This window comes from Flavobacterium sp. HNIBRBA15423, from assembly GCF_052655965.1.
On the sequence record NZ_CP199751.1, the window covers coordinates 3,041,771 to 3,061,940 of the forward strand.

Here is a 20,170-nt window from a genome sequence, read left to right on the forward strand (position 1 = left end):
CAAAGACAATAGATTCATTACATACAAAGTCGATTTGAATGAAAAAGAAGTAAAATTTTATTGGAAAGATTATAGCGGAACTAATTATAGTAGTATTGAAAATTTAAAAAATTGGCTCGACCAAAAAATCAAAAATTAGTATTTGCTACAAATGGAGGAATGTATAACAAAGACCTTTCTCCTCAAGGCTTATATATTGAAAATTTTGAAATTAAAAATCAATTAGACACATCTGATGGGAAAGGTAATTTTTATTTAAAACCCAATGGCATTTTTTATATTACTAAAGATAATAAAGGAATAATTTGCACTACTGAACATTTTAAAGCTACTAAAAATATAAAATTTGCAACTCAATCTGGTCCAATGCTAGTGATTGATAACGTAATTCATAGTGTATTTAATGAAGGTTCAAAAAATTTAAATATTAGAAATGGAGTTGGAATTTTAGAAAATGGCAACTTAGTATTTGTAATGTCTAAAAATGAAATTAATTTTTATGACTTTGCATTCTATTTTAAAAAATTAGGTTGTAAAAACGCATTATATTTAGACGGTTATGTTTCAAGAACCTATCTTCCAGAAGAAAATTGGATACAAACTGATGGTAATTTTGGTGTAATTATAGGTGTTACAAATAATAAATAAGGATTAGGAAAAAAATTATTTAAATATATAATTCTTAAAGAATAACAAGTTGTTTTTTATATTTTTGTAGCCAATTATTATTGCTATGAAATCATTCCTATTAACACTGATATTCAGTTTTTTATTTAGCGTTTCAATTTTTGGTCAAGGAGGTGCTTCTTCTTGTGCCGAATTAGCCGCTAACCCAGAAGCATATCAGTCATGTGCTACAAACATTCCTTTTTCAAATTCTGTTGGTCAAAATGGAGAAAGTTTCAATACTTCTTGTATTGGTGCAGCTTTTCAAGGACCAACTTGGTTTTTTATTAGAATACAAAATTCAGGCTCATTAACACTACAAATTAGTCAAACCAATTTAAGTGGAAATGGTACAGATGTTGATTTTGTACTTTGGGGACCTTTTAACAACTTAACTAATATTTGTAGTCAACTAAACATCAATACAGAAGTAGATTGTAGTTGGTCTAATGCAAGTATTGAAAATATAAATATCCCAAATGGAGTTACTGGACAATTATATGTCATGTTAATTGATAATTACTCTAATGTTCCTGGAAACATTTCAGTAACCCAACTACCAGGAGGAACTGGTTCAACAAATTGCGACTTTTTATCTTTAACAAAAATAACTAACACTGACGGAAGCGATATCAATCAAACTGATTATTGCAAACCTGCAACCAAAGATTTAACAGCTACAATTGATGTTACTAATTTTAGTGGTAATGCATCTAATTTGAGATTTAGCTATACTTGGTATAAAGACGGTGTACAAATTGGAGCACCTGTGATTGACTCTAATTCACCAACCAACACCATAACAGTCAATGAAACTGGAACTTATCGAGTCGAAACAGTTGCTTATGATATTACCAATCCAAGTGTTATCCAAAATAGTGATGCTAGCATCGATTTAAGCTTTCATGTAATTCCTGATATTTCCATACAAAATACCAATACAGTTTGCTTAGAGACCAGTCCTGTATTAAATACAACTATTATAAACAACGCACTTTTAGATTCAAGTGTGGATGTATTAAGTTACCAATGGTATTTAAACACAAATCCAATTTTAGGTCAAACGAATCCAGTTTTTACACCTATTCTACCAGGAGATTATTATGTAATTGTCTCCAACAATTCTTGTACAGATGTTCAGTCTAATACAGTTAGAATTATTGCAAATCCAAATGTTACAATTCAAGATAACCAAACCATTTGTGAAGGTGATAATTATACTATAACATCCAGTAATACAAACGCTTCAATTAATAGCAATATTACTTACGAATGGTTTAAAGATGGAGTTTCAACTGGAATTACTACTGCAAATTATGTAGTAAACTCAAGCAATCAAACAGTAAATTCAACATCTACTTATTATTTAATAACAACTGAACAAGGAACTTGCAGCAATATATCTAACTCGATATCAATAACAATAAGTGCTCTTCCAGTAGTAAACACTACACCTATTCTTTTTGAACAATGTGATTATATAACATCAACACTAGATGGTATTGCTGAAACTAATTTAACAAGTTTATATAATGTTATTACTAATTCTATAGCAGGATATACCTTATATTTTTATCAAGACATTAGTTTAACCAATCTTATAAGCAATCCTACAAATTATGTAAATAGTTCCTCTCCATTTACTCAAACCATTTACGTAAAAGCAGTTAACGAAAACACAGCACTTAATTGTACTTCATCAGGAACAGCAGTTATTAATTTACAAATTAATCCAACCAATTTATCAAATTATCCAGATATAACTCCAGTTTGCCCTGAAATAAATGAAAGCTATGGCTTTGTTGATTTTGACACACAACGCTCATTCATAAAAAACACCTACTTTCCATTATCAAATGTTATCATTTCATTCCATGAAAACACATCAGATGCTTCTACTGGTTTAAATGGTTTAACTAATGCTAGTCAAATTCCTATTGGTATTTCAACCATATATGCAAGAATTATTTCAGCTACAACTGCAAGCTGTCAAAGTGTAGGAACTTTTAACATAACAGTAACAAATCCACCTTTACAAACAGTAATGGCTAATGAAAGAATTTGTCTTTTAGACACATTTATATTAAATACTAAAGATGCTGAAGCACTTACGGGGCAAAATCCTAGTGTAATCACTTCCTATTTTGAATCCTTTGATAATGCAGTTAACAATACCAGTCCAATAAACAAAAATATCGCTCTACCTTTAACGTTAGGCACAAAAACCTATTACATAAGGTTATTTGACACTACTACACAATGTATTTCGGTGGTAAATTTTGACATAAATGTGTTTCCAAATCCAACTATCTTTCAACCTAATCCAATTAAATTTTGTGGAGATGGAACAGCTGATTTCAATTTAGAATTAAGAATTAACCAAATCACTGGTGGAAATACAAATTATCAAGTTAGTTTTTATGAAACTCTTGCTGATTTAAATGCTGGAAATAATATTGCTAATCCTGCAAATTATACAAGTTCTACAGCTACAATCTATGTTAATGTTATAGATAGTTCAAATAACAATTGTGAAGCCATCACAACTCTAGATTTAGAAATACTTACATTACCAGGAGCATTAAATAATCCCACTCCACTAGAAACATGTGATGATTCAGGTCTTGGATTTTTTGATTTAACTAGTAGAGAAACAGAAATGGCTGGAGCGACACCAACACTTGATATTGCTTACAGATATTACACTAATTTAAATGATGCTATAAGTAATAATACTAATTATATTTCTAACCCAACTCAGTTTAATAATACTATTCCTAGTTCTCAAACTATATATGTTCGTATGAATAGTAAGATTAATAGAGACAGCGAAACTAACATAGCATGTTTTAGAATATTAGAATTAGATTTATATGTTAGACCTTATCCTGAAAACAATTTATCAAACACTTATATTATTTGTATTGATCAAGAGACAAATACAACCACACCTATTGAAATAAAAACAGTTCTAAATACATCAGATTATACATTTACATGGTATAATGGTTTTGACGCAGTTTCTGGAAATGAAATCAGTGGAGAAAATGGAAACTCGTTTACAACTTCAATTGTAGGTGAATATTCAGTTTTAGTTACAAATATTTCAAATGTCGCAATGTGCTCTAGTATTTTTAATTTCACAACAGAAAATTCTTTAGTACCAAATTCAGTTACAACAAATCCTAATGAGTTAATTGCCTTTGGTATTGAAAACACCATTACTGCTAATGCTTTACCATTTTCTAATGATTATCTATACAGTATAGATCAAACCAATTGGCAAGAAAATCCAGCTTTTACAAACATATTACCTGGAGAGTACACGCTAAGTGTAAGAAACAAATTTGGTTGTGGTGATGCAACTACCGATTTTATTATTGCAGATTTCCCAAGTTTCTTTACACCAAATGGAGATGGTTTTAACGACACATGGAATATCAAAGGAAATAGAGCTTTAGACGCTATTACCATTTATATTTTTGATAAATATGGTAAATTACTAAAACAACTAGCACCTGATGGCCTAGGCTGGGATGGAACTTTTAACGGACAACCTCTACCTTCATCAGATTATTGGTTCAAACTTATTTATACAAAAAATAATGTAACTAAAGAATACAAAAGCCATTTTGCTTTAAAGAGATAATAAAAAGTCCTATTACAATTATAAATCCCGATTCATTCGGGATTTTTTATGCACAATTCTAAAATATAAGTTAAACTTTTGGAATATGATAGTAATACTATTAGTTTTGTGAGTATAAATTTCAGTTATGGAAAATTTACTTTCAAATTTAAACATTAATGTTAACGAAAAACTATATGTAAAAAACCCTGAAACATCAGATTTAGGGAAAAAAATTATAAAAAGTAGCATTCTATTGATACATGAAATAGGATTTGAAGCTTTTACTTTTAAGAAATTAGGAGAAAAAATTAAATCCAATGAGAGTTCAATTTACAGGTATTTTGAAAGCAAGCATAAACTTCTTCTTTATTTGTCATCATGGTATTGGTCATGGATAGAGTATAAACTTGTTTTTGCTACAAATAACATTTCAAGTTCCATTGAAAAATTATCAAAAGCTATTATAATAATTACAGAAGAAATTGAAGATGATATTTCTACAAGACATGTAAATGAATCTATTTTAAACAAAATTATCATTTGTGAATTCACCAAAACATTTCTAACTAAAGAAGTAGATGAAGAAAACAAAGAAGGTTTCTTTTTGGTTTACAAAAGTGTTATCAATAGGATAATTGTTATGATTGAAGAAGTAAATCCCAATTATAAATTCGCTAAAACATTAGCTTCTTCAATCGTAGAAGGCTCGTTACACCAACATTACCTGAAAGAACATTTTAAAACCATTACCAATTTATCTGAATCAAATACACTTTCTGATTTTTATATTGATTTAATAAAAAAAACATTGCTATGACACCTTTAGAGAGATTTAAAAATTTAATATTAATAGACAAAAGAGATATTTACCAAATAATGCTTTACTCCTTATTTGGTGGATTAATCAGTTTAACTTTACCTTTAGGTATTCAATCAATTGTTAATTTTATTCAAGCTGGTAAAGTTTCAACTTCTTGGGGAATTTTAGTAATTGTAGTAGTTATAGGTGTTATTCTAGTAGGTGTTTTTAAAATCATGCAATATAGAATTACTGAAAATTTACAACAAAAAATTTTTGTTCGTTCATCATTTGATTTTGCATATCGTTTTCCAAAAATTAAATTTAACCAACTATACAATCAATATCCTCCAGAACTAGCTAATCGTTTTTTTGACACCTTATCTATTCAAAAAGGCTTTTCAAAATTACTATTAGACATATCAACAGCAATATTACAAATCTTATTTGGAATGATTTTATTATCGTTATATCATCCATTTTTTATCCTTTTTGGACTACTTCTCCTTGGGCTTTTATACATTATATTTAAAGGAAATTTTAAAATTGGTCTAGAAACCAGTCTAAAAGAATCAAAATTTAAATATAAAGTTGCACATTGGATTCAAGAAATTGCTAGAAACCACTTAAGTTTTAAAAATCAAAACTTATTTGAATTTTCACTAAACAAAAATGATATTCTTGTAAGTGATTATTTAAATTACAGAGAAAAACATTTTAGAATATTAAAAAAACAATTTATTCAATTAGTTGGTTTTAAAACAATTATAACAGCTGGTTTATTAATTATAGGTGGAATTTTAGTTTTAAATCAACAAATGAACATTGGCCAATTTGTTGCTGCAGAAATTGTCATCCTAACAATCATAACTGCTGTAGAAAAACTATTTGGTGGTTTAGAACTATTTTATGATGTTTTAACCTCTTTAGAAAAATTAGGAGCCGTTTCTGATTTAGAAGTAGAAAGAGAAAACAAACTACAAAATTTTCTAATTGAAAATGAAGATATAACTTTAGAAGTTAAAAACGTAAGCTATAAATATCCTGAATCTGAAATTCCAATTCTAAATAAAATCAATTTAACTATAAACCCAAAAGACAGAATTGTTATTAAAGGCACCAATGGCTCAGGAAAAAGCACTTTAATTAGATTACTTGCAAAAATATTAGAACCAAGTGCTGGAATTTTATTTGTAAACAATATGAATATAGATAAAATTAACATTGGTAATTATAGATCTAAAGTTGGTTTAATTACAAGAGATGATTCTACATTTGAAGGTTCGATATTAGACAATATAACGTGTCAGAATCAATCAATAAAAATGAGTGAAATTAATTATATATTAGAAAAAGTACAATTAATCGATTTTATAAAAACCTTACCATTAGGACTAGACACTCCTTTATTTCCAGAAGGAAAACAAATAAATGCTTCTGTAGCTCAAAAAATTATTTTAGCAAGATGTATCTTATCAAAACCTGAAATTTTATTATTAGAAGATCCTATAAATAAAGTTGATAAAGAACATTCTATTAAAATAATTGAATTTTTAATGGATGAGAACAACCCATGGACGCTAGTAGTAACTGCAGGAAATGAAAACTGGGAAAAACAAGCTACTAAAACAATTACATTAGAAAATGGTCAAATTGTTTAACTTATAATTTTACAAAATGCTAAATATAACAAAGAATAGAATTGATGATCAAATAGATTTATCAAAATATAAATCAAATATTGTTTTTGCTGAAAACAAAGGATACCTCTTTATTAAAAGACTTATTGGTGCTATGGCAATTTTAGTATTAATTTTTCTTTTTCTTCCTTGGACACAAAATATTTCTGGCTCTGGATTTGTAACTACATTGAAACCAAATCAAAGACCACAAAAAATTCAAACAGCTATTGCTGGACGTATTGAAAAATGGTTTGTAAACGAAGGAGATTTTGTCAAAAAAGGAGATACTATTCTATTTATTTCCGAAATAAAAGAAGAATATTTAGACCCAAATTTAGTTGAAAACACTGGCAACCAGGTAACAGCCAAAGAAAATGCAGTAACCTCTTATACTTCAAAAGTAGAAGCCTTGGAAATGCAATTAGGTGCCATAGAAAGCGAAAAAAACTTAAAATACAAACAATCACAAAACAAACTGAAACAAGCTTATCTAAAAGTAAAAAGTGATAGCATCGATTTACAAGCAACAAAAACACAGTTAAAAATTGCCGAAACACAATTTAACAGAGCTGTCAATTTAAATAAAGAAGGCTTAAAGCCATTAACAGATGTAGAAGAGAAGAAAGTAAAATTGCAAGAAATGCAAGCTAAAATAATTACTCAGGAAAATAAGTATTTAGCAAGCCAAAATGAAATCTTAAATGCAACAATGGAACTAAATCGCATAACAGCAGAATATGCTGAAAAAAGTGCCAAAACAAGTAGCGATAAACAAACCGCTTTGAGTTCGAAATATGATACAGAAGCTCAAGTAAATAAATTAAAAAATCAATACACTAATTACCAAATTAGAAACGGATTATACTATATTACAGCTCCACAAGATGGCTATATTAATAGAGCTATTCAGTCTGGAATAGGTGAAACTATAAAAGAAGGCACATCAATTGTTAGTATTATGCCTTCAAATTTTGAAATAGCAGTAGAAACCTATATCAGTCCAGTAGATCTTCCATTAATTAATAAAGGAGAAAAAGTAAGAGTATGGTTTGATGGTTGGCCTACTATAGTTTTCAGTGGCTGGCCAGGAGTTTCTTATGGAACTTTTGGTGGTATAGTTGTAGCTAAAGAAAACTTCATTAGTGAAAATGGTAAATATCGTGTATTAATTGCTCCAGATCCTAAAGATAAAAAATGGCCAGAACAATTAAGCATTGGTGCCGGAACCCAATCTATAGCATTACTAGAAGATGTTCCTATTTGGTTTGAAATATGGAGAACTTTAAATGGTTTTCCGCCTAATTTTTACCAACCAGAAGGAACAAAAAACAAATCGGATAAAAAATAAAACAACATGAAGAATCAAATTACTTTTCTCTTATTGTTTTTTGGATTAACCATTTATGCACAAAACCCTTCAAAAGAATTTACTTTTGAAGAATATTTAGGCTATGTTAAAAAATTCCACCCACTAGTTAAACAAGCCGATTTGAAAATTTCTGAAGCTCAAGCAAAATTAATGAAAGCTAGAGGTGCTTTTGACCCAAAAATTGAAGCAGATTATTCAAAAAAGGAATATTCAGATAAAAATTACTATTCCATCTTTAATGGCAGTTTTAAAATACCCACTTGGTATGGTATTGAAATAAAAGCAGCTTTCGACAACAATGAAGGTCTTTATTTAAATCCTGAAAACACTGTTCCAAATGCAGGCTTAACTTCTTTAGGCATTAGTGTGCCTATTGGTCAAGGTCTTTGGATAAACGCAAGAATGTCAGATTTAAGAAAAGCAAAATTGTATCAAAAACTAAATAAAGCAGAAAGAGATATTGAGACAACTAATATAATATATGAAGCTGCTTTGAACTATATCAACTGGAAAAGAAGCTATGATGAAGTGCAATTATATAATACCTATTTAAAAAATGCTACTATTAGATATGATGGTGTAATAAAATTAATAGAACAAGGAGACAAAGCTGGAATTGATAGCATAGAAGCAGGAATAACTGTAAAAACAAGGAAACTGAATCTTGAAAATGCTCGATTAAAACTTACTAAAAGCAAATTAGAATTGTCCAATTTTCTATGGATGGAAAACAATGTTCCATTAGAAATTGACGATTCTTTATTTCCAGATACAAATATGGAGAAAACCATTCTAACTACTTTAAATATTGATGACTTTTCAGTAGTAAGCATTGAAAATCACCCTAAATTAAATGCACTACAATCTAAAATCGATATTTTAAACATTGAAAGAAAATTAAAAGCAAATAGTCTTTTACCAAAACTAGATGTTAGTTACAATTATCTTTCTGAACCAAGTGCCTTTGAAAATTATAGATTTGAAGATTACAAAATAGGAGTTAATTTTTCTTTTCCTATATTTTTAAGAAAAGAAAGAGCTAATTTAAAACTAGCAAAATTAAAACTTCAAGATAGCGAGTTGAGTTTACATTTTGAAAAAGAAAGTCTCACCAATAAAATAGAAGCTCAAAAACAAGAAATAGAGTCTTATGAAAGACAACGAATAATAAATAATGAATTAGTTAATAGCTACAGTTTAATGCTTACTGCAGAAGAGCGTTTATTTCAAATGGGAGAAAGTTCTTTATTTTTAATTAATTCTAGAGAAAACAATTTGGTTAGCTCTCAATTGACAAATATTGTACTTGAAAATTCATTTTTAAATGCAACTTTAGGATTATTTAAAACAGTTGCAAATCCAGAATAAAAATTTGACATAAAAAATCCCGAATAAAATCGGGATTTTGTTTTTATAACACTACAGATAATTAGTAACGACCACCTCTATTGTTATCTCTGTTGTTAGAAAAGTTTCCTCTTCCTCCTCCACCATTACCAGTACGGTTGAAAGATTTTCTTTCACCTTCCGGTTTTGGTTCAGATTTGTTTACAACGATAGTTCTGCCTTCAACAGTACCACCATTTAACTCGTCGATAGCTTTTTGAGCTTCAGCGTCATTTGGCATCTCAACGAATCCAAATCCTTTACTTCTTCCAGTAAATTTATCAGAGATAATCTTAACTGAATCAACAGTTCCATACTCTTCAAAAAAACCTCTTAAATCTGCTTCCTCAATACTGAAAGGAAGACTTCCTACAAAAATGTTCATAAATATATATTATAATTGGAACAAAGGTAATCTTTTAATGAATACAAAAAATATTTATTTCATTTATTTTCAAATGTTTACACAAAAATAACGTTTATAACGGCAACATATTGAATTACAAACAATTTACTAACTCAAAATAAGCTTTATTTATCCATTCTTGATGAGAAGGATGAGCAATCTTTACTAACTCGTTTACTCTTTGTTTTAAAGATTTGCCATACAAATCGGCTATGCCATTTTCAGTAATAACATAATGAATGTGAGATCGCGTTGTAACAACTCCAGCTCCTTGTTTTAAATAAGGCACAATTCTGCTTTCACCTCTTTTGGTAATAGAAGGTAAGGCAATAATAGCTTTACCACCATCACTTAATGAAGCTCCTCTAATAAAATCCATTTGTCCACCAACACCTGAATACATTTTGGCACCAATAGAATCGGCACACACTTGTCCAGTAACATCAACTTCTATCGCAGAATTAATGGCAACCATTTTTGGATTTTTTCGAATGCGAGCCGTATCATTAACAATGGAAGATTCTTTCATTTCTATAAAAGGATTATCGTCAACAAAGTCATACAATCTCTTGGAACCAATTAAAAAAGTAGCTAAAGCTCTTCCTCTAAAAGTTCCTTTATAATTACAATCAATTACGTCCTTTTCTATTAAATCTATAACACCATCCGAAAACATCTCAGTATGTAACCCTAAGTTCTTATGATTAGTCAATTTCGACAAAGCTGCATTTGGTATAGAACCTATTCCCATTTGCAAAGTACTTTTATCCTCTATTAAAGAAGCTATGTAAGTGCCAATCTTTTCTTCTTCAACAGTAAATGGAGTAATATCATGGGCATAAATAGGCAAATTAACTTCAACCAAATAATCAATCTCTGAAACATGCAAAATTCCGTCTCCAAAGGTTCTTGGCATTTGCGGATTTACTTGTGCAATTACCGTTTTCGCATTTTCAATAGCTGCTATTGATGCTTCTACAGAAACCCCTAATGAACAATATCCATGTCTATCTGGTGGTGATACTTGTATAAAAACAACGTCTAGTTTTAGAACATTTTTTCTAAATAGTAAAGGCAATTCACTTAAAAAAACTGGTGTATAAGAACCATTTCCAGCTTTTAACGTATGCCTTACATTTTTACCAATGAAAAAAGAATTAACATGAAAACTTTGTGCCAACTCTGGATTTGCATAAGGAGCATCTCCTTCTGTATGCAAATGACAAATTTCTACATTCTTTAATTCAGAAGCTCTTTCTGATAATGCCTTCGTCAAAACCGTTGGTGTTGCTGCTGCAGCTTGCACATATACTCTGTCTCCTGATTTTACAATTTTTACAGCTTCTGCTGCTGTTACATATTTACTCATACCTTAATTTTTTACAAATTTACTAGGTATCTCAAAGTTAAAATATGATAAATCTCATTTTAAATACTAAGTCAGGAAATAAGAAATTAGATTTTTTAATTGAAATCGATTTTCGAAATTGATTTTATTAAGAAAATTGTACTTTTGTCCATTCAGAATTAATTATTATGATTATTATAAAAACAAAAGAGGAAATTGAATTAATGCGCGAAAGTGCTCTAATTGTCTCTAAAACATTAGGTGTCATTGCTAAAGAAATAAAACCAGGTGTAACTACCTTACATTTAGATAAAATTGCTGAAGAATATATTCGTGACCATGGTGCTGAACCTGCTTTCTTAGGAATGTATGGTTTTCCAAATTCACTTTGCATGAGTCCAAATACCCAAGTAGTTCATGGTATTCCAAATGAAACTCCTTTAAAAGAAGGAGATATTATTTCTGTAGACTGTGGTGCCTATAAAAATGGTTTTTATGGAGATCATGCTTATACTTTTGAAGTAGGTGAAGTAGATGCAGACACAAAAAAACTACTTCAAATTACTAAAGAATCGTTATACGAAGGCATTCGAGCAACAAAAGTTGGTAACCGTGTAGAAGACATTGGTTTTGCCATTCAACAATATTGTGAGAAACATGGTTATGGTGTTGTTCGTGAATTATGTGGTCATGGCTTAGGAAGAAAAATGCATGAAGATCCAGAAGTACCTAATTATGGAAAAAGAGGTCGTGGAAAAAAATTAGTAAACGGAATGGTTGTAGCCATTGAACCTATGATTAATATGGGCACAAAAAATATTATCCAACATAAAGACGGATGGACAATTACAACAGCTGATGGTAAACCAAGTGCACATTTTGAACATGATGTTGCTATTGTTGATGGTAAACCTGAATTACTTTCTACTTTTGCTTATGTATATGAAGCTTTAGGAATCGTAAGTAATGAAGAAGACGGTTTAAGGCAAGCACCTTTGGTGCTTTAATTTCCATTACACAGAGATACACAAAGTAAACGCAAAGATTCACGGAGAAAAATGGATTTGAATGATTTATCATATAAAATTATTGGACTTGCAATTGAAGTTCATAAAGAACTCGGTCCTGGTTTGTTAGAATCTGCTTATCAAGAATGTTTATTTTATGAAATTAAAAATGCTGGATTTAAAGTTGAAAAAGAATTAGCATTACCAATAATATATAAAGAAATCAAACTAGATCATGGTTATAGAATTGATTTATTAATCGAAGATAGACTAGTTTTAGAATTAAAAACCGTTGAAAATTTTACTGATGTCCATTTTGCTCAAATTCTAACGTATCTTAAATTAGGATGTTATCCATTAGGATTATTAATTAATTTTGATTCAAAAATTTTAAAAAATAATATTAAGCGATTTATAAATAACCCTTTGCGAAGTTTTGAGAATTCTTTGTGAATCTCTGCGAAATAAACTATAAATTCAGGAAATTATAATTTAAGTCTTAAAAATAAAAAATCTGAGCAACCATGAACTGTAAAACTTGTGATAAACAATTAGTAGATATTGATAAATTTTGTTCAAATTGTGGAGCAAAAATTGTTCATGAAAGACTATCATTTAAAGGAACTATTGAAGAATTTATTGGTCCTTTTTTTAGTTGGGACAATAACTTTTGGAGAACATTTTTTGGTTTGTTCAAAAATCCCAAAGATGTTTTAGAAGCCTATATTAATGGAGCCAGAAAAAAGTATTTTCAACCCTTTTCATATATTATTCTTTATGCTACAGTAGCTGTATTCTTTTATAAACTTTTTCCAATGGAAATTATCACTGATTACTCTGAAGGTTTGAATAAAGATTTTAATTCAACTAATGCTAATGCTCTAAAATTTGATATGAAGAGCTACATGGAAACATTAATGAATTATTATAACTTTTTTGTATTGCTTTTAATTCCTCTGTATGCATTAACAAGTTACATTATTTTTAATAAAAGAGGACATAATTTTTTTGAACATCTAGTATTTAATAGTTATTTACAAAGTAATTTAGGTTTTATTTCTTTAGTATTACAAGTCATTTTAGTGAACTTTTTAGGAATGTCATTTGGTATTTATTCACTTTTGTTCTTATTTTTATTTATATTATTTACGCTGTATGCCTTTAAAAAACTATACCATCAGAATTTCAAACAATCTATTTTCTCAGCCATTAAGTATTTATTGTTGTTTTTTGGATTATATTTTGGAATTATTATGATTGTATTCATCTTAATTGGTATAATTTACGCCTTAATAGTATTAAAATGAAAAAAATATTCAAATTTATCCTCAATACTATTCCAAGACCTATTCTTATAAGATTAAGTATTGTAGTTCGTCCTATACTAGCCTTTTTATTGAAAGGAAATAAATTTACCGATCCTATTGATGGAAAAAGTTTTCGAATGTTTTTACCCTATGGCTATGGGAACCAAAGAAATAATGTTTTATCGCCTAGTACACTTTCATTAGAAAGACATCGCTTACTATGGTTATACTTACAAAATGAAACTGATTTTTTTACTTCTGAAAACAAATTAGAAGTATTACATTTTGCTCCCGAACAAGAATTTTACAAACGATTTAAAAAACAAAAAAACATCAATTATACTACTACCGATTTATTGTCACCCTTAGCAGATGTTAAAGCTGATATTTGCAATCTTCCTTTTGATGACAATACTTATGATATTATTTTCTGCAATCATGTTTTAGAGCATATTCCAGATGACACTAAAGCCATGCAAGAATTGTATCGTGTCTTAAAACCTGGTGGAATGGGAATTTTCCAAATTCCACAAGACTTATCACGAGAAACTACATTTTCAGATGATAGTATAACTGATCCTAAAGAACGTGCTAAAATATTTGGACAATATGACCACGTAAGAGTTTATGGTCGCGATTATTTTGACAAATTAAGAAGTATCGGTTTTAAAGTAGAAGAGGTAGATTATACAAACACAATCGCATCTGAACTTGTAACAAAATACTGTTTAGCAAAAGGGGAAATTATTCCTGTTTGTTTTAAATAATTTTAAATATGCCTATTTCTAAAAATGCCAACCAAGCATTAGTCTTTGATTTATCCTACAATGCTGTTTTAGCAACCTACATTCCTAGTGCTTATATTGTGGAACAAATAGATGGCGTTTTATATTACATCACTAAAATTGCAAATTCTAAAACAATAGAAGGGCTTCAAATTGAATTAGACATTCATGAAAATCAATTGCTTAGCATTTGCGATAAGCTAAACACAAAAAGTATTCTTACTAAGTATAAAATAAAAAATAAAGCTGCCAAAAATTTAGAATTACTAATTAGTGATGCTAAAACAAAAAAAATAGTTTCTCATTTTATTAATTTTTCTTTGGAAACATTTTTTAAAATTATTTCAAAAACGACTATTCCATTAAGCATTGATTTAAACAAAAAAGATGTTTTTCATAAACAACAAGTTGGTTTTTCTCCAACAATATTAGAACCTAAACTCCATTTCTCAAAAACAGCTGAGAACATAGTATATTGTTTAAGTTTACTAAATGAAGAAAACGAGTTTTTTCCATACCAACAAGATTTTAAGATTTTATTAAATGAACCTTCATGGGTTTGTTCCAATGCTACTCTATATGCTATTAATCATATAAATGGCAATAAACTAAAGCCTTTTCTTAGTAAAAAAGAGGTCGTAATACCTAACAAGAACAGCATTGAATATTTTAATAAATTCATTAAAAATGTTATTAGAAAGGTTCCTATTGAAGCAGAAGGTTTTAGTGTTATAACAGATACAAATTGCAAAGGTTGTGTAATTAAACCTTCCTTATCAATTACAAACAAAGTGTATCTTTTAGAAATTTATTTCATTTATGAAGCCTATACTTTTTCTATTACAAATGGAAGAATAAAACACATAAATCTTAGTCATAATGATTTAAACGAATTTACTGTTCTTCAAACCATAAGAGATGCTAAAGAAGAAAATAAAATCATCAAAACGCTAGAAGATATTGGTTTTAAATTTTTGAATAACAAATTAGCCTCATTTAACAGCAATTTATTGGAAATTGATGAGTATTATAATGTCACAGAACTAGTACGTCTTCAAGAAAAAATCCAAGATTTATCTATAAATATCGATTTACAATTAAATGATAAACCAATAAACACTCAAAGTTCGACAATTTCATCAAATTTTACAGAAAAGAAAGACTGGTTTGATATTGAAATGGTAATAGAAATTGGTACTCTAAAACTTCCTTTCTCTTCTATTATTGCTCATTTAAAATCTGGAAACCGACTTTACGAATTGCCAGATGGAAGCCTATTTTTGATTCCGATTGAATGGTATAGTAGATATAAGTCATTAGCTGATTTTGGGAAAACCCAAAATAATACCATTCAGATTCAGAAAAATCAGTTTACACTTTTAGAAGAAACTGGTATTGCAACCGAAAACAGTTCATTTAATAAAGAGATAATTCCATACCAAGCAACAGGAAATATAAAAACTACACTCAGAAATTATCAAAATGAAGGTGTAAATTGGTTGGTAAAAAACTATCAATTAGGGTTAGGCTCCTGTTTAGCAGATGATATGGGATTGGGTAAAACCATCCAAAGCATAGCTTATTTAGATTTTGTTTACACTCATTTTGAGAATGATTTTATAGTTACTGAAGAAGCAAACGATTCTTTGGATTTATTTAGTACTTCATCTAGTCAAACTAAAAAGCTCAAAGCTCTTATAGTTGCTCCAAGTTCATTAACTTATAACTGGTTTAACGAAACAAAGAAATTTGCTCCGCATTTTACCCGATTAAATTATACAGGTATAGACAGAAAAATAAAGCGTAAAAAATTAGAAAAAGTGGACTTAGTTTTCACTTCTTATGGCTTACTCTTAAAAGATATTAATTTATTAAAAACATTGCAGTTCAATTTTTTAATCATTGATGAAAGTCAGCAAATTAAAAACCGAAATTCTAAGATTTACAAAGCTATAAATACTATTAATGCTTTGCATAAAGTATCCTTGAGCGGAACTCCTATTGAGAATTCTTTGAGTGATTTATGGAGCCAAATGCAGTTTATTAACCCTAATTTATTGAGTAGTTTTTCATTTTTTGAATCTCACTTTAAGAAACCTATAGAAAAACAACAAGATATTCAAAAGGTTAAGGAATTAAAATCTTTAATTAATCCTTATTTGTTAAGACGTACAAAAATAGAAGTGGCCAAAGATTTACCAGAAATTTCAGAACAAATCTTTTACTCAGAAATGTCGGAAGAGCAAGCTAAATTGTATGAAAATGAAAAATCTATTATTAGAAATTATTTGATTGACAAACAAATTAATGTTATTGAAGAAAAGCAAGGTTCAAAAATATCTGTTTTAAATGCACTTTCAAAATTAAGACAATTAGCTAATCATCCTATTATGATTGGTGAGAATATGACTTCTGGTAAATTTACAGATGTTTCTGCTTACATTGAAACTCTATTACAAGCTAAGCAAAAAACATTAATTTTTAGTTCTTACACTTCTCATTTAAAAATTTATACCGATTGGTGTGATAAAAACAATACACCTTATAGTTTACTAACAGGAAGTACAAATGTAAAAGATAGAGAAACAGAAATAAATAATTTTCAGAAAGATGATTCTAAGTTATTATTTTTCATTTCCTTAAAAGCTGGAGGTGTAGGTCTTAATTTAACCAAAGCTTCTTATGTTATATTATTAGATCCTTGGTGGAATCCTTTTGCAGAACTTCAAGCAATAGGAAGAGCACATCGCATTGGGCAAAAAAACCAAGTCAATGTAATTCGTTTTATTGCTAAAGACACTATTGAAGAAAAAATCAACCAATTACAACAAACCAAAAAAGAAATTTCAGACAGTATTATAGAAAATACAATTCCTGAAGAAATTTTCAATAATATAAATTATATTTTAGAATAAAAAATCCCGCAAATGCGGGATTCTTATAGTATTACATGTCAAATAATTTTATTCTTCAGGCATTAACATAGCCACAACCTTATCTTTTGAAAGGTATTTTTTAGCAACTGCTTGAATTTCTTTTGGAGTAATTTTTGAAACTTGGTCAACATAATCTAACATTTCTTCTGGATTACTGCCATTCATGTGAGCACGAGTTAAACTTGTCATCCAAAATCTATTCTCTTTCATCTTTTCCTTATAATCCAATTTTTCAGCTTCTTTAAATTTATCTACATCCTTTTGTTCTGGTCCATTTTCGATAATTTTATTTAATTCTCTTAACGCTGAAGCAGTTAAAGTTTCTGCATTTTCTGGTCCACAAGGAAAACTTATAGAAAAATTATAACTTCCATAAGGCACTTTACTCATAGTACCTCTTGCTCCTACACCATATACTCCGCTCTCATTTTCTCTAAGTTCTTCTACAAGTTTAATTGTTAAAACATCTCCAAGTGCTTTTAAAGCAAATGCTTCTTCGCTATTGTATTCACTATCTCCATAAAACATAATATTTACATTACTTTTTGGATCTTTTCCTTTGTTGACAATTTTTTTATGCTCTCCTTTTATCATTCTGTACCCTAAATCCACTATTTTTTCTTTTTCTTTAGTCGATGGCAAAGAAGCTAAATATTGTTCAGCATATTCTACTAATTTAGTATCATCAACATTTCCAATGAAATAAAAACTAAAATCTCCAGCATTAGAAAAACGTTGTTTATATATTTTATAAGCCAACTCATAATCTGCTTTATCATAATCTTCAGCTTTAGGGAAACCCGTATAACGAGGATTTTCTTTATTTAAATAACTGTATAATTCATTAGAAAAATAAGTAGATGGTTGAGACAATAAATTAGTCATAAAGCCTTTTTGCTTCACGACAAAACCATTAAATGCTTCTTTATCCATATTCAAATCGGTAAAATACGCATGAATCATTTGCATTAAATACTCAAAATCTTTTGGTGTACAAGAACCATTCATTCCTTCAGAAGTAGAACTTACATAAGGATTTACTCTTGCAATTTTACCAGTCATGAATTTATTAATATCATTTTTATTCATTCCAGAAAAGCCAGCCTCACTTAAACCACTCATTGCTAAAGATGCTTTTAAGTAATCTTCATTTGAGACCAAATTTGTTCCTCCAAAACTCATTGCCTGAAATTGTATTTCATCATTTTTAAAATCAGTCTTTTTATAAATTACTGTTGCACCATTAGATAGTGTAAGAGTTGTAATATCTAATTTGTCATTTTTTTCAGCTTTTACGACTTTTCCTTTTTTTGGAGTAGTTCTTAACAAACTTGTAGCAATTGCAGTTTCTTCATAAGGTTTTAAAGTGTTTTCGTCCACTTTAATTGCTGCAAGAACTTCTTTTTCTGTTGGCAATACTAATCCTTCTTTTTCTGGGCCAGTTAGAATAACCACTCTGTTTTCATCTTTAATATACTTAGCGATTAATTCATTTGTCTCTTTTAAAGATATGGTAGGAAGAAGAGTTTTCATTGTGGTAAATGTCCACTCAATACTAGGAGCTGGCTCTTGTTCTAAGAAATTACTTTGCAGAACGCCAACAAATCTATCAGATTCTGTCTTATCTCTTTCGTTATATTGTCGTTCAATTTGATTTAAAAATTCTGATTTTGCCCTTTCTAATTCTCCTTCAGTAAAACCAAACTTTTTAACTCTTTCGTTTTCTTCCACAAGAACTTTTAATGCTTCTAACTGTTTATCTTGTGCTACCATTGCAAAAGATTGAAAAGCTTCTTTGGTTCTTGCCCACGTTCCTCCATGATATGTATAACCAAAAGTAAAAGGTGGTGTAGGCGAATTCTGTTTTTCTTCTAATCTATTATTTAACATTGTAGTAAACAATCCTTCCACAAGTTCATCTCTAAAATCGCCTATAGTTACAGTTTTTTTAGGTTCTGAATCGTCTTTGTATAATAATTGAACTTGAGTAAAAGCCGCTTCTTTATCACTCTCTACAGCTACAAAAGTTTCTTTATGATTTGGAACTTCAAATACTTTTCGAGATTTCTCGTTCTTTGGATTTTTATAACTAGAGAAATGATCTTTAATTTTTTTCTCCATTTCTGCAACATCAATATCGCCTACAACAATTACACTCATTAAATTAGGTCGATACCAATCTTTATAAAAACTCGTTAATTTATCATAAGTGAAATTTTCTAGGATTTCTTTTTGACCTATTGGCAAACGTTTCGCATAGTGAGAATTATACATCATTTTCGGTATATAACGACCCAACATTCTTTTATCAGCACCAAGTCCTAAACGATACTCTTCTAAAACGACTCCTCTTTCTTTATCAATTTCTTCCGGAGTTAGCGTTGTATTAAAAGCCCAGTCTTCAATGATTTGAAATCCTTTTTCTACTTTCTCTTTATCATCTGATGGAATTGGTAAAAAATAAACTGTTTCATCAAAACTAGTATAAGCATTAAGGTGTTGACCAAATTTAACACCAATACTTTGAAGATAATCTACTAATTTATTCTTTGGAAATCGTTTTGTTCCATTAAAACACATATGTTCCATGAAGTGAGCTAATCCTTGTTGTTCATCAGTTTCAAGGATAGAACCTGCATTAACCATTAATCTTAGAACTACCTTATTTTCTGGCTTTCCATTTTTTTTGATGTAATAAGTTAATCCGTTTTTTAATTTTCCTGTTTTAACAGAAGGGTCCATTGGTATAGGACTGTCCATTTTTAGCTCTTGAGCAATCAGAAATGCTGGTGATGCTATCAAGAAACAAAGTAATTGTTTAATTTTTCTCATGAAGTTATATTTTTTT

14 protein-coding genes are annotated in these 20,170 nt (G+C 29.1%); 11 read left to right on the forward strand and 3 right to left on the reverse strand.

What is annotated here, in order from left to right; all coding sequences use genetic code 11:
- Positions 1-111 precede the first annotated feature (111 nt).
- The 6 genes from ACULEV_RS13725 (at position 112) to ACULEV_RS13750 (ending at position 9,515) form a co-directional block, all read left to right on the forward strand.
- On the forward strand, positions 112-648 hold the full coding sequence (locus tag ACULEV_RS13725) for a phosphodiester glycosidase family protein (RefSeq protein WP_445455616.1): 537 nt from the start codon (positions 112-114) through the stop codon (positions 646-648).
- 85 nt (positions 649-733) lie between these two features.
- Positions 734-4,315: a T9SS type B sorting domain-containing protein gene (locus tag ACULEV_RS13730; RefSeq protein WP_445455617.1), complete on the forward strand. Its 3,582-nt coding sequence runs from the start codon at positions 734-736 to the stop codon at positions 4,313-4,315.
- A gap of 127 nt (positions 4,316-4,442) precedes the next feature.
- A complete protein-coding gene (locus ACULEV_RS13735) occupies positions 4,443-5,114 on the forward strand; it encodes a TetR/AcrR family transcriptional regulator (protein WP_445455618.1) in 672 nt (223 codons plus the stop codon).
- On the forward strand, positions 5,111-6,757 hold the full coding sequence (locus tag ACULEV_RS13740) for a peptidase domain-containing ABC transporter (protein WP_445455619.1): 1,647 nt from the start codon (positions 5,111-5,113) through the stop codon (positions 6,755-6,757). Before ACULEV_RS13735 ends, ACULEV_RS13740 begins: the two co-directional genes overlap by 4 nt.
- Before the next feature lie 16 nt (positions 6,758-6,773).
- On the forward strand, positions 6,774-8,126 hold the full coding sequence (locus tag ACULEV_RS13745) for an HlyD family secretion protein (RefSeq protein WP_445455620.1): 1,353 nt from the start codon (positions 6,774-6,776) through the stop codon (positions 8,124-8,126).
- Positions 8,127-8,132: 6 nt separating this feature from the next.
- Positions 8,133-9,515, forward strand: a complete 1,383-nt coding sequence (locus ACULEV_RS13750) for a TolC family protein (protein ID WP_445455621.1) — start codon at positions 8,133-8,135, stop codon at positions 9,513-9,515.
- Between the two features lie 61 nt (positions 9,516-9,576).
- On the opposite strand, the gene ACULEV_RS13755 is transcribed toward ACULEV_RS13750, so the two are convergent.
- Entirely contained in the window at positions 9,577-9,918 is a 342-nt protein-coding gene (locus ACULEV_RS13755) for an RNA recognition motif domain-containing protein (protein WP_445455622.1), read from the reverse strand.
- 115 nt (positions 9,919-10,033) lie between these two features.
- A complete protein-coding gene (locus ACULEV_RS13760) occupies positions 10,034-11,308 on the reverse strand; it encodes an acetyl-CoA hydrolase/transferase family protein (protein ID WP_445455623.1) in 1,275 nt (424 codons plus the stop codon).
- A gap of 167 nt (positions 11,309-11,475) precedes the next feature.
- On the opposite strand from ACULEV_RS13760, the gene map reads away from it, so the two are divergent.
- The 5 genes from map (at position 11,476) to ACULEV_RS13785 (ending at position 17,301) form a co-directional block, all read left to right on the forward strand.
- Positions 11,476-12,294: a type I methionyl aminopeptidase gene (gene map, locus ACULEV_RS13765; protein ID WP_445455624.1), complete on the forward strand. Its 819-nt coding sequence runs from the start codon at positions 11,476-11,478 to the stop codon at positions 12,292-12,294.
- Between the two features lie 51 nt (positions 12,295-12,345).
- Positions 12,346-12,747 carry a GxxExxY protein gene (locus ACULEV_RS13770; RefSeq protein WP_445455625.1) on the forward strand — a complete coding sequence of 134 codons (402 nt, stop codon included), beginning with the start codon at positions 12,346-12,348 and terminating at the stop codon, positions 12,745-12,747.
- Positions 12,748-12,818: 71 nt separating this feature from the next.
- Positions 12,819-13,601, forward strand: coding sequence for a DUF3667 domain-containing protein (locus tag ACULEV_RS13775; protein WP_445455626.1), 783 nt, complete (start codon positions 12,819-12,821; stop codon positions 13,599-13,601).
- Complete coding sequence (locus ACULEV_RS13780) at positions 13,598-14,368, forward strand: class I SAM-dependent methyltransferase (protein ID WP_445455627.1); 771 nt, start codon at positions 13,598-13,600, stop codon at positions 14,366-14,368. Before ACULEV_RS13775 ends, ACULEV_RS13780 begins: the two co-directional genes overlap by 4 nt.
- Before the next feature lie 8 nt (positions 14,369-14,376).
- Entirely contained in the window at positions 14,377-17,301 is a 2,925-nt protein-coding gene (locus ACULEV_RS13785) for an SNF2-related protein (RefSeq protein ID WP_445455628.1), read from the forward strand.
- A gap of 48 nt (positions 17,302-17,349) precedes the next feature.
- Here the strand turns inward: ACULEV_RS13785 and ACULEV_RS13790 are convergent, their stop codons facing one another.
- Positions 17,350-20,154 (reverse strand): M16 family metallopeptidase, encoded by a 2,805-nt coding sequence (locus ACULEV_RS13790; RefSeq protein ID WP_445455629.1) that lies wholly within the window; start codon positions 20,152-20,154, stop codon positions 17,350-17,352.
- Positions 20,155-20,170 lie beyond the last annotated feature (16 nt).

Bases quoted from the DNA above. Each gene is read 5' to 3' on its own strand.
- ACULEV_RS13780 (WP_445455627.1), top strand. From the start codon at position 13,598: ATGAAAAAAATATTCAAATTTATCCTCAATACTATTCCAAGACCTATT.
- ACULEV_RS13755 (WP_445455622.1), bottom strand. From the start codon at position 9,918: ATGAACATTTTTGTAGGAAGTCTTCCTTTCAGTATTGAGGAAGCAGAT.
- ACULEV_RS13785 (WP_445455628.1), top strand. From the start codon at position 14,377: ATGCCTATTTCTAAAAATGCCAACCAAGCATTAGTCTTTGATTTATCC.
- ACULEV_RS13775 (WP_445455626.1), top strand. From the start codon at position 12,819: ATGAACTGTAAAACTTGTGATAAACAATTAGTAGATATTGATAAATTT.
- ACULEV_RS13730 (WP_445455617.1), top strand. From the start codon at position 734: ATGAAATCATTCCTATTAACACTGATATTCAGTTTTTTATTTAGCGTT.
- ACULEV_RS13760 (WP_445455623.1), bottom strand. From the start codon at position 11,308: ATGAGTAAATATGTAACAGCAGCAGAAGCTGTAAAAATTGTAAAATCA.
- ACULEV_RS13770 (WP_445455625.1), top strand. From the start codon at position 12,346: ATGGATTTGAATGATTTATCATATAAAATTATTGGACTTGCAATTGAA.
- ACULEV_RS13745 (WP_445455620.1), top strand. From the start codon at position 6,774: ATGCTAAATATAACAAAGAATAGAATTGATGATCAAATAGATTTATCA.
- map (WP_445455624.1), top strand. From the start codon at position 11,476: ATGATTATTATAAAAACAAAAGAGGAAATTGAATTAATGCGCGAAAGT.
- ACULEV_RS13740 (WP_445455619.1), top strand. From the start codon at position 5,111: ATGACACCTTTAGAGAGATTTAAAAATTTAATATTAATAGACAAAAGA.
- ACULEV_RS13750 (WP_445455621.1), top strand. From the start codon at position 8,133: ATGAAGAATCAAATTACTTTTCTCTTATTGTTTTTTGGATTAACCATT.
- ACULEV_RS13790 (WP_445455629.1), bottom strand. From the start codon at position 20,154: ATGAGAAAAATTAAACAATTACTTTGTTTCTTGATAGCATCACCAGCA.
- ACULEV_RS13735 (WP_445455618.1), top strand. From the start codon at position 4,443: ATGGAAAATTTACTTTCAAATTTAAACATTAATGTTAACGAAAAACTA.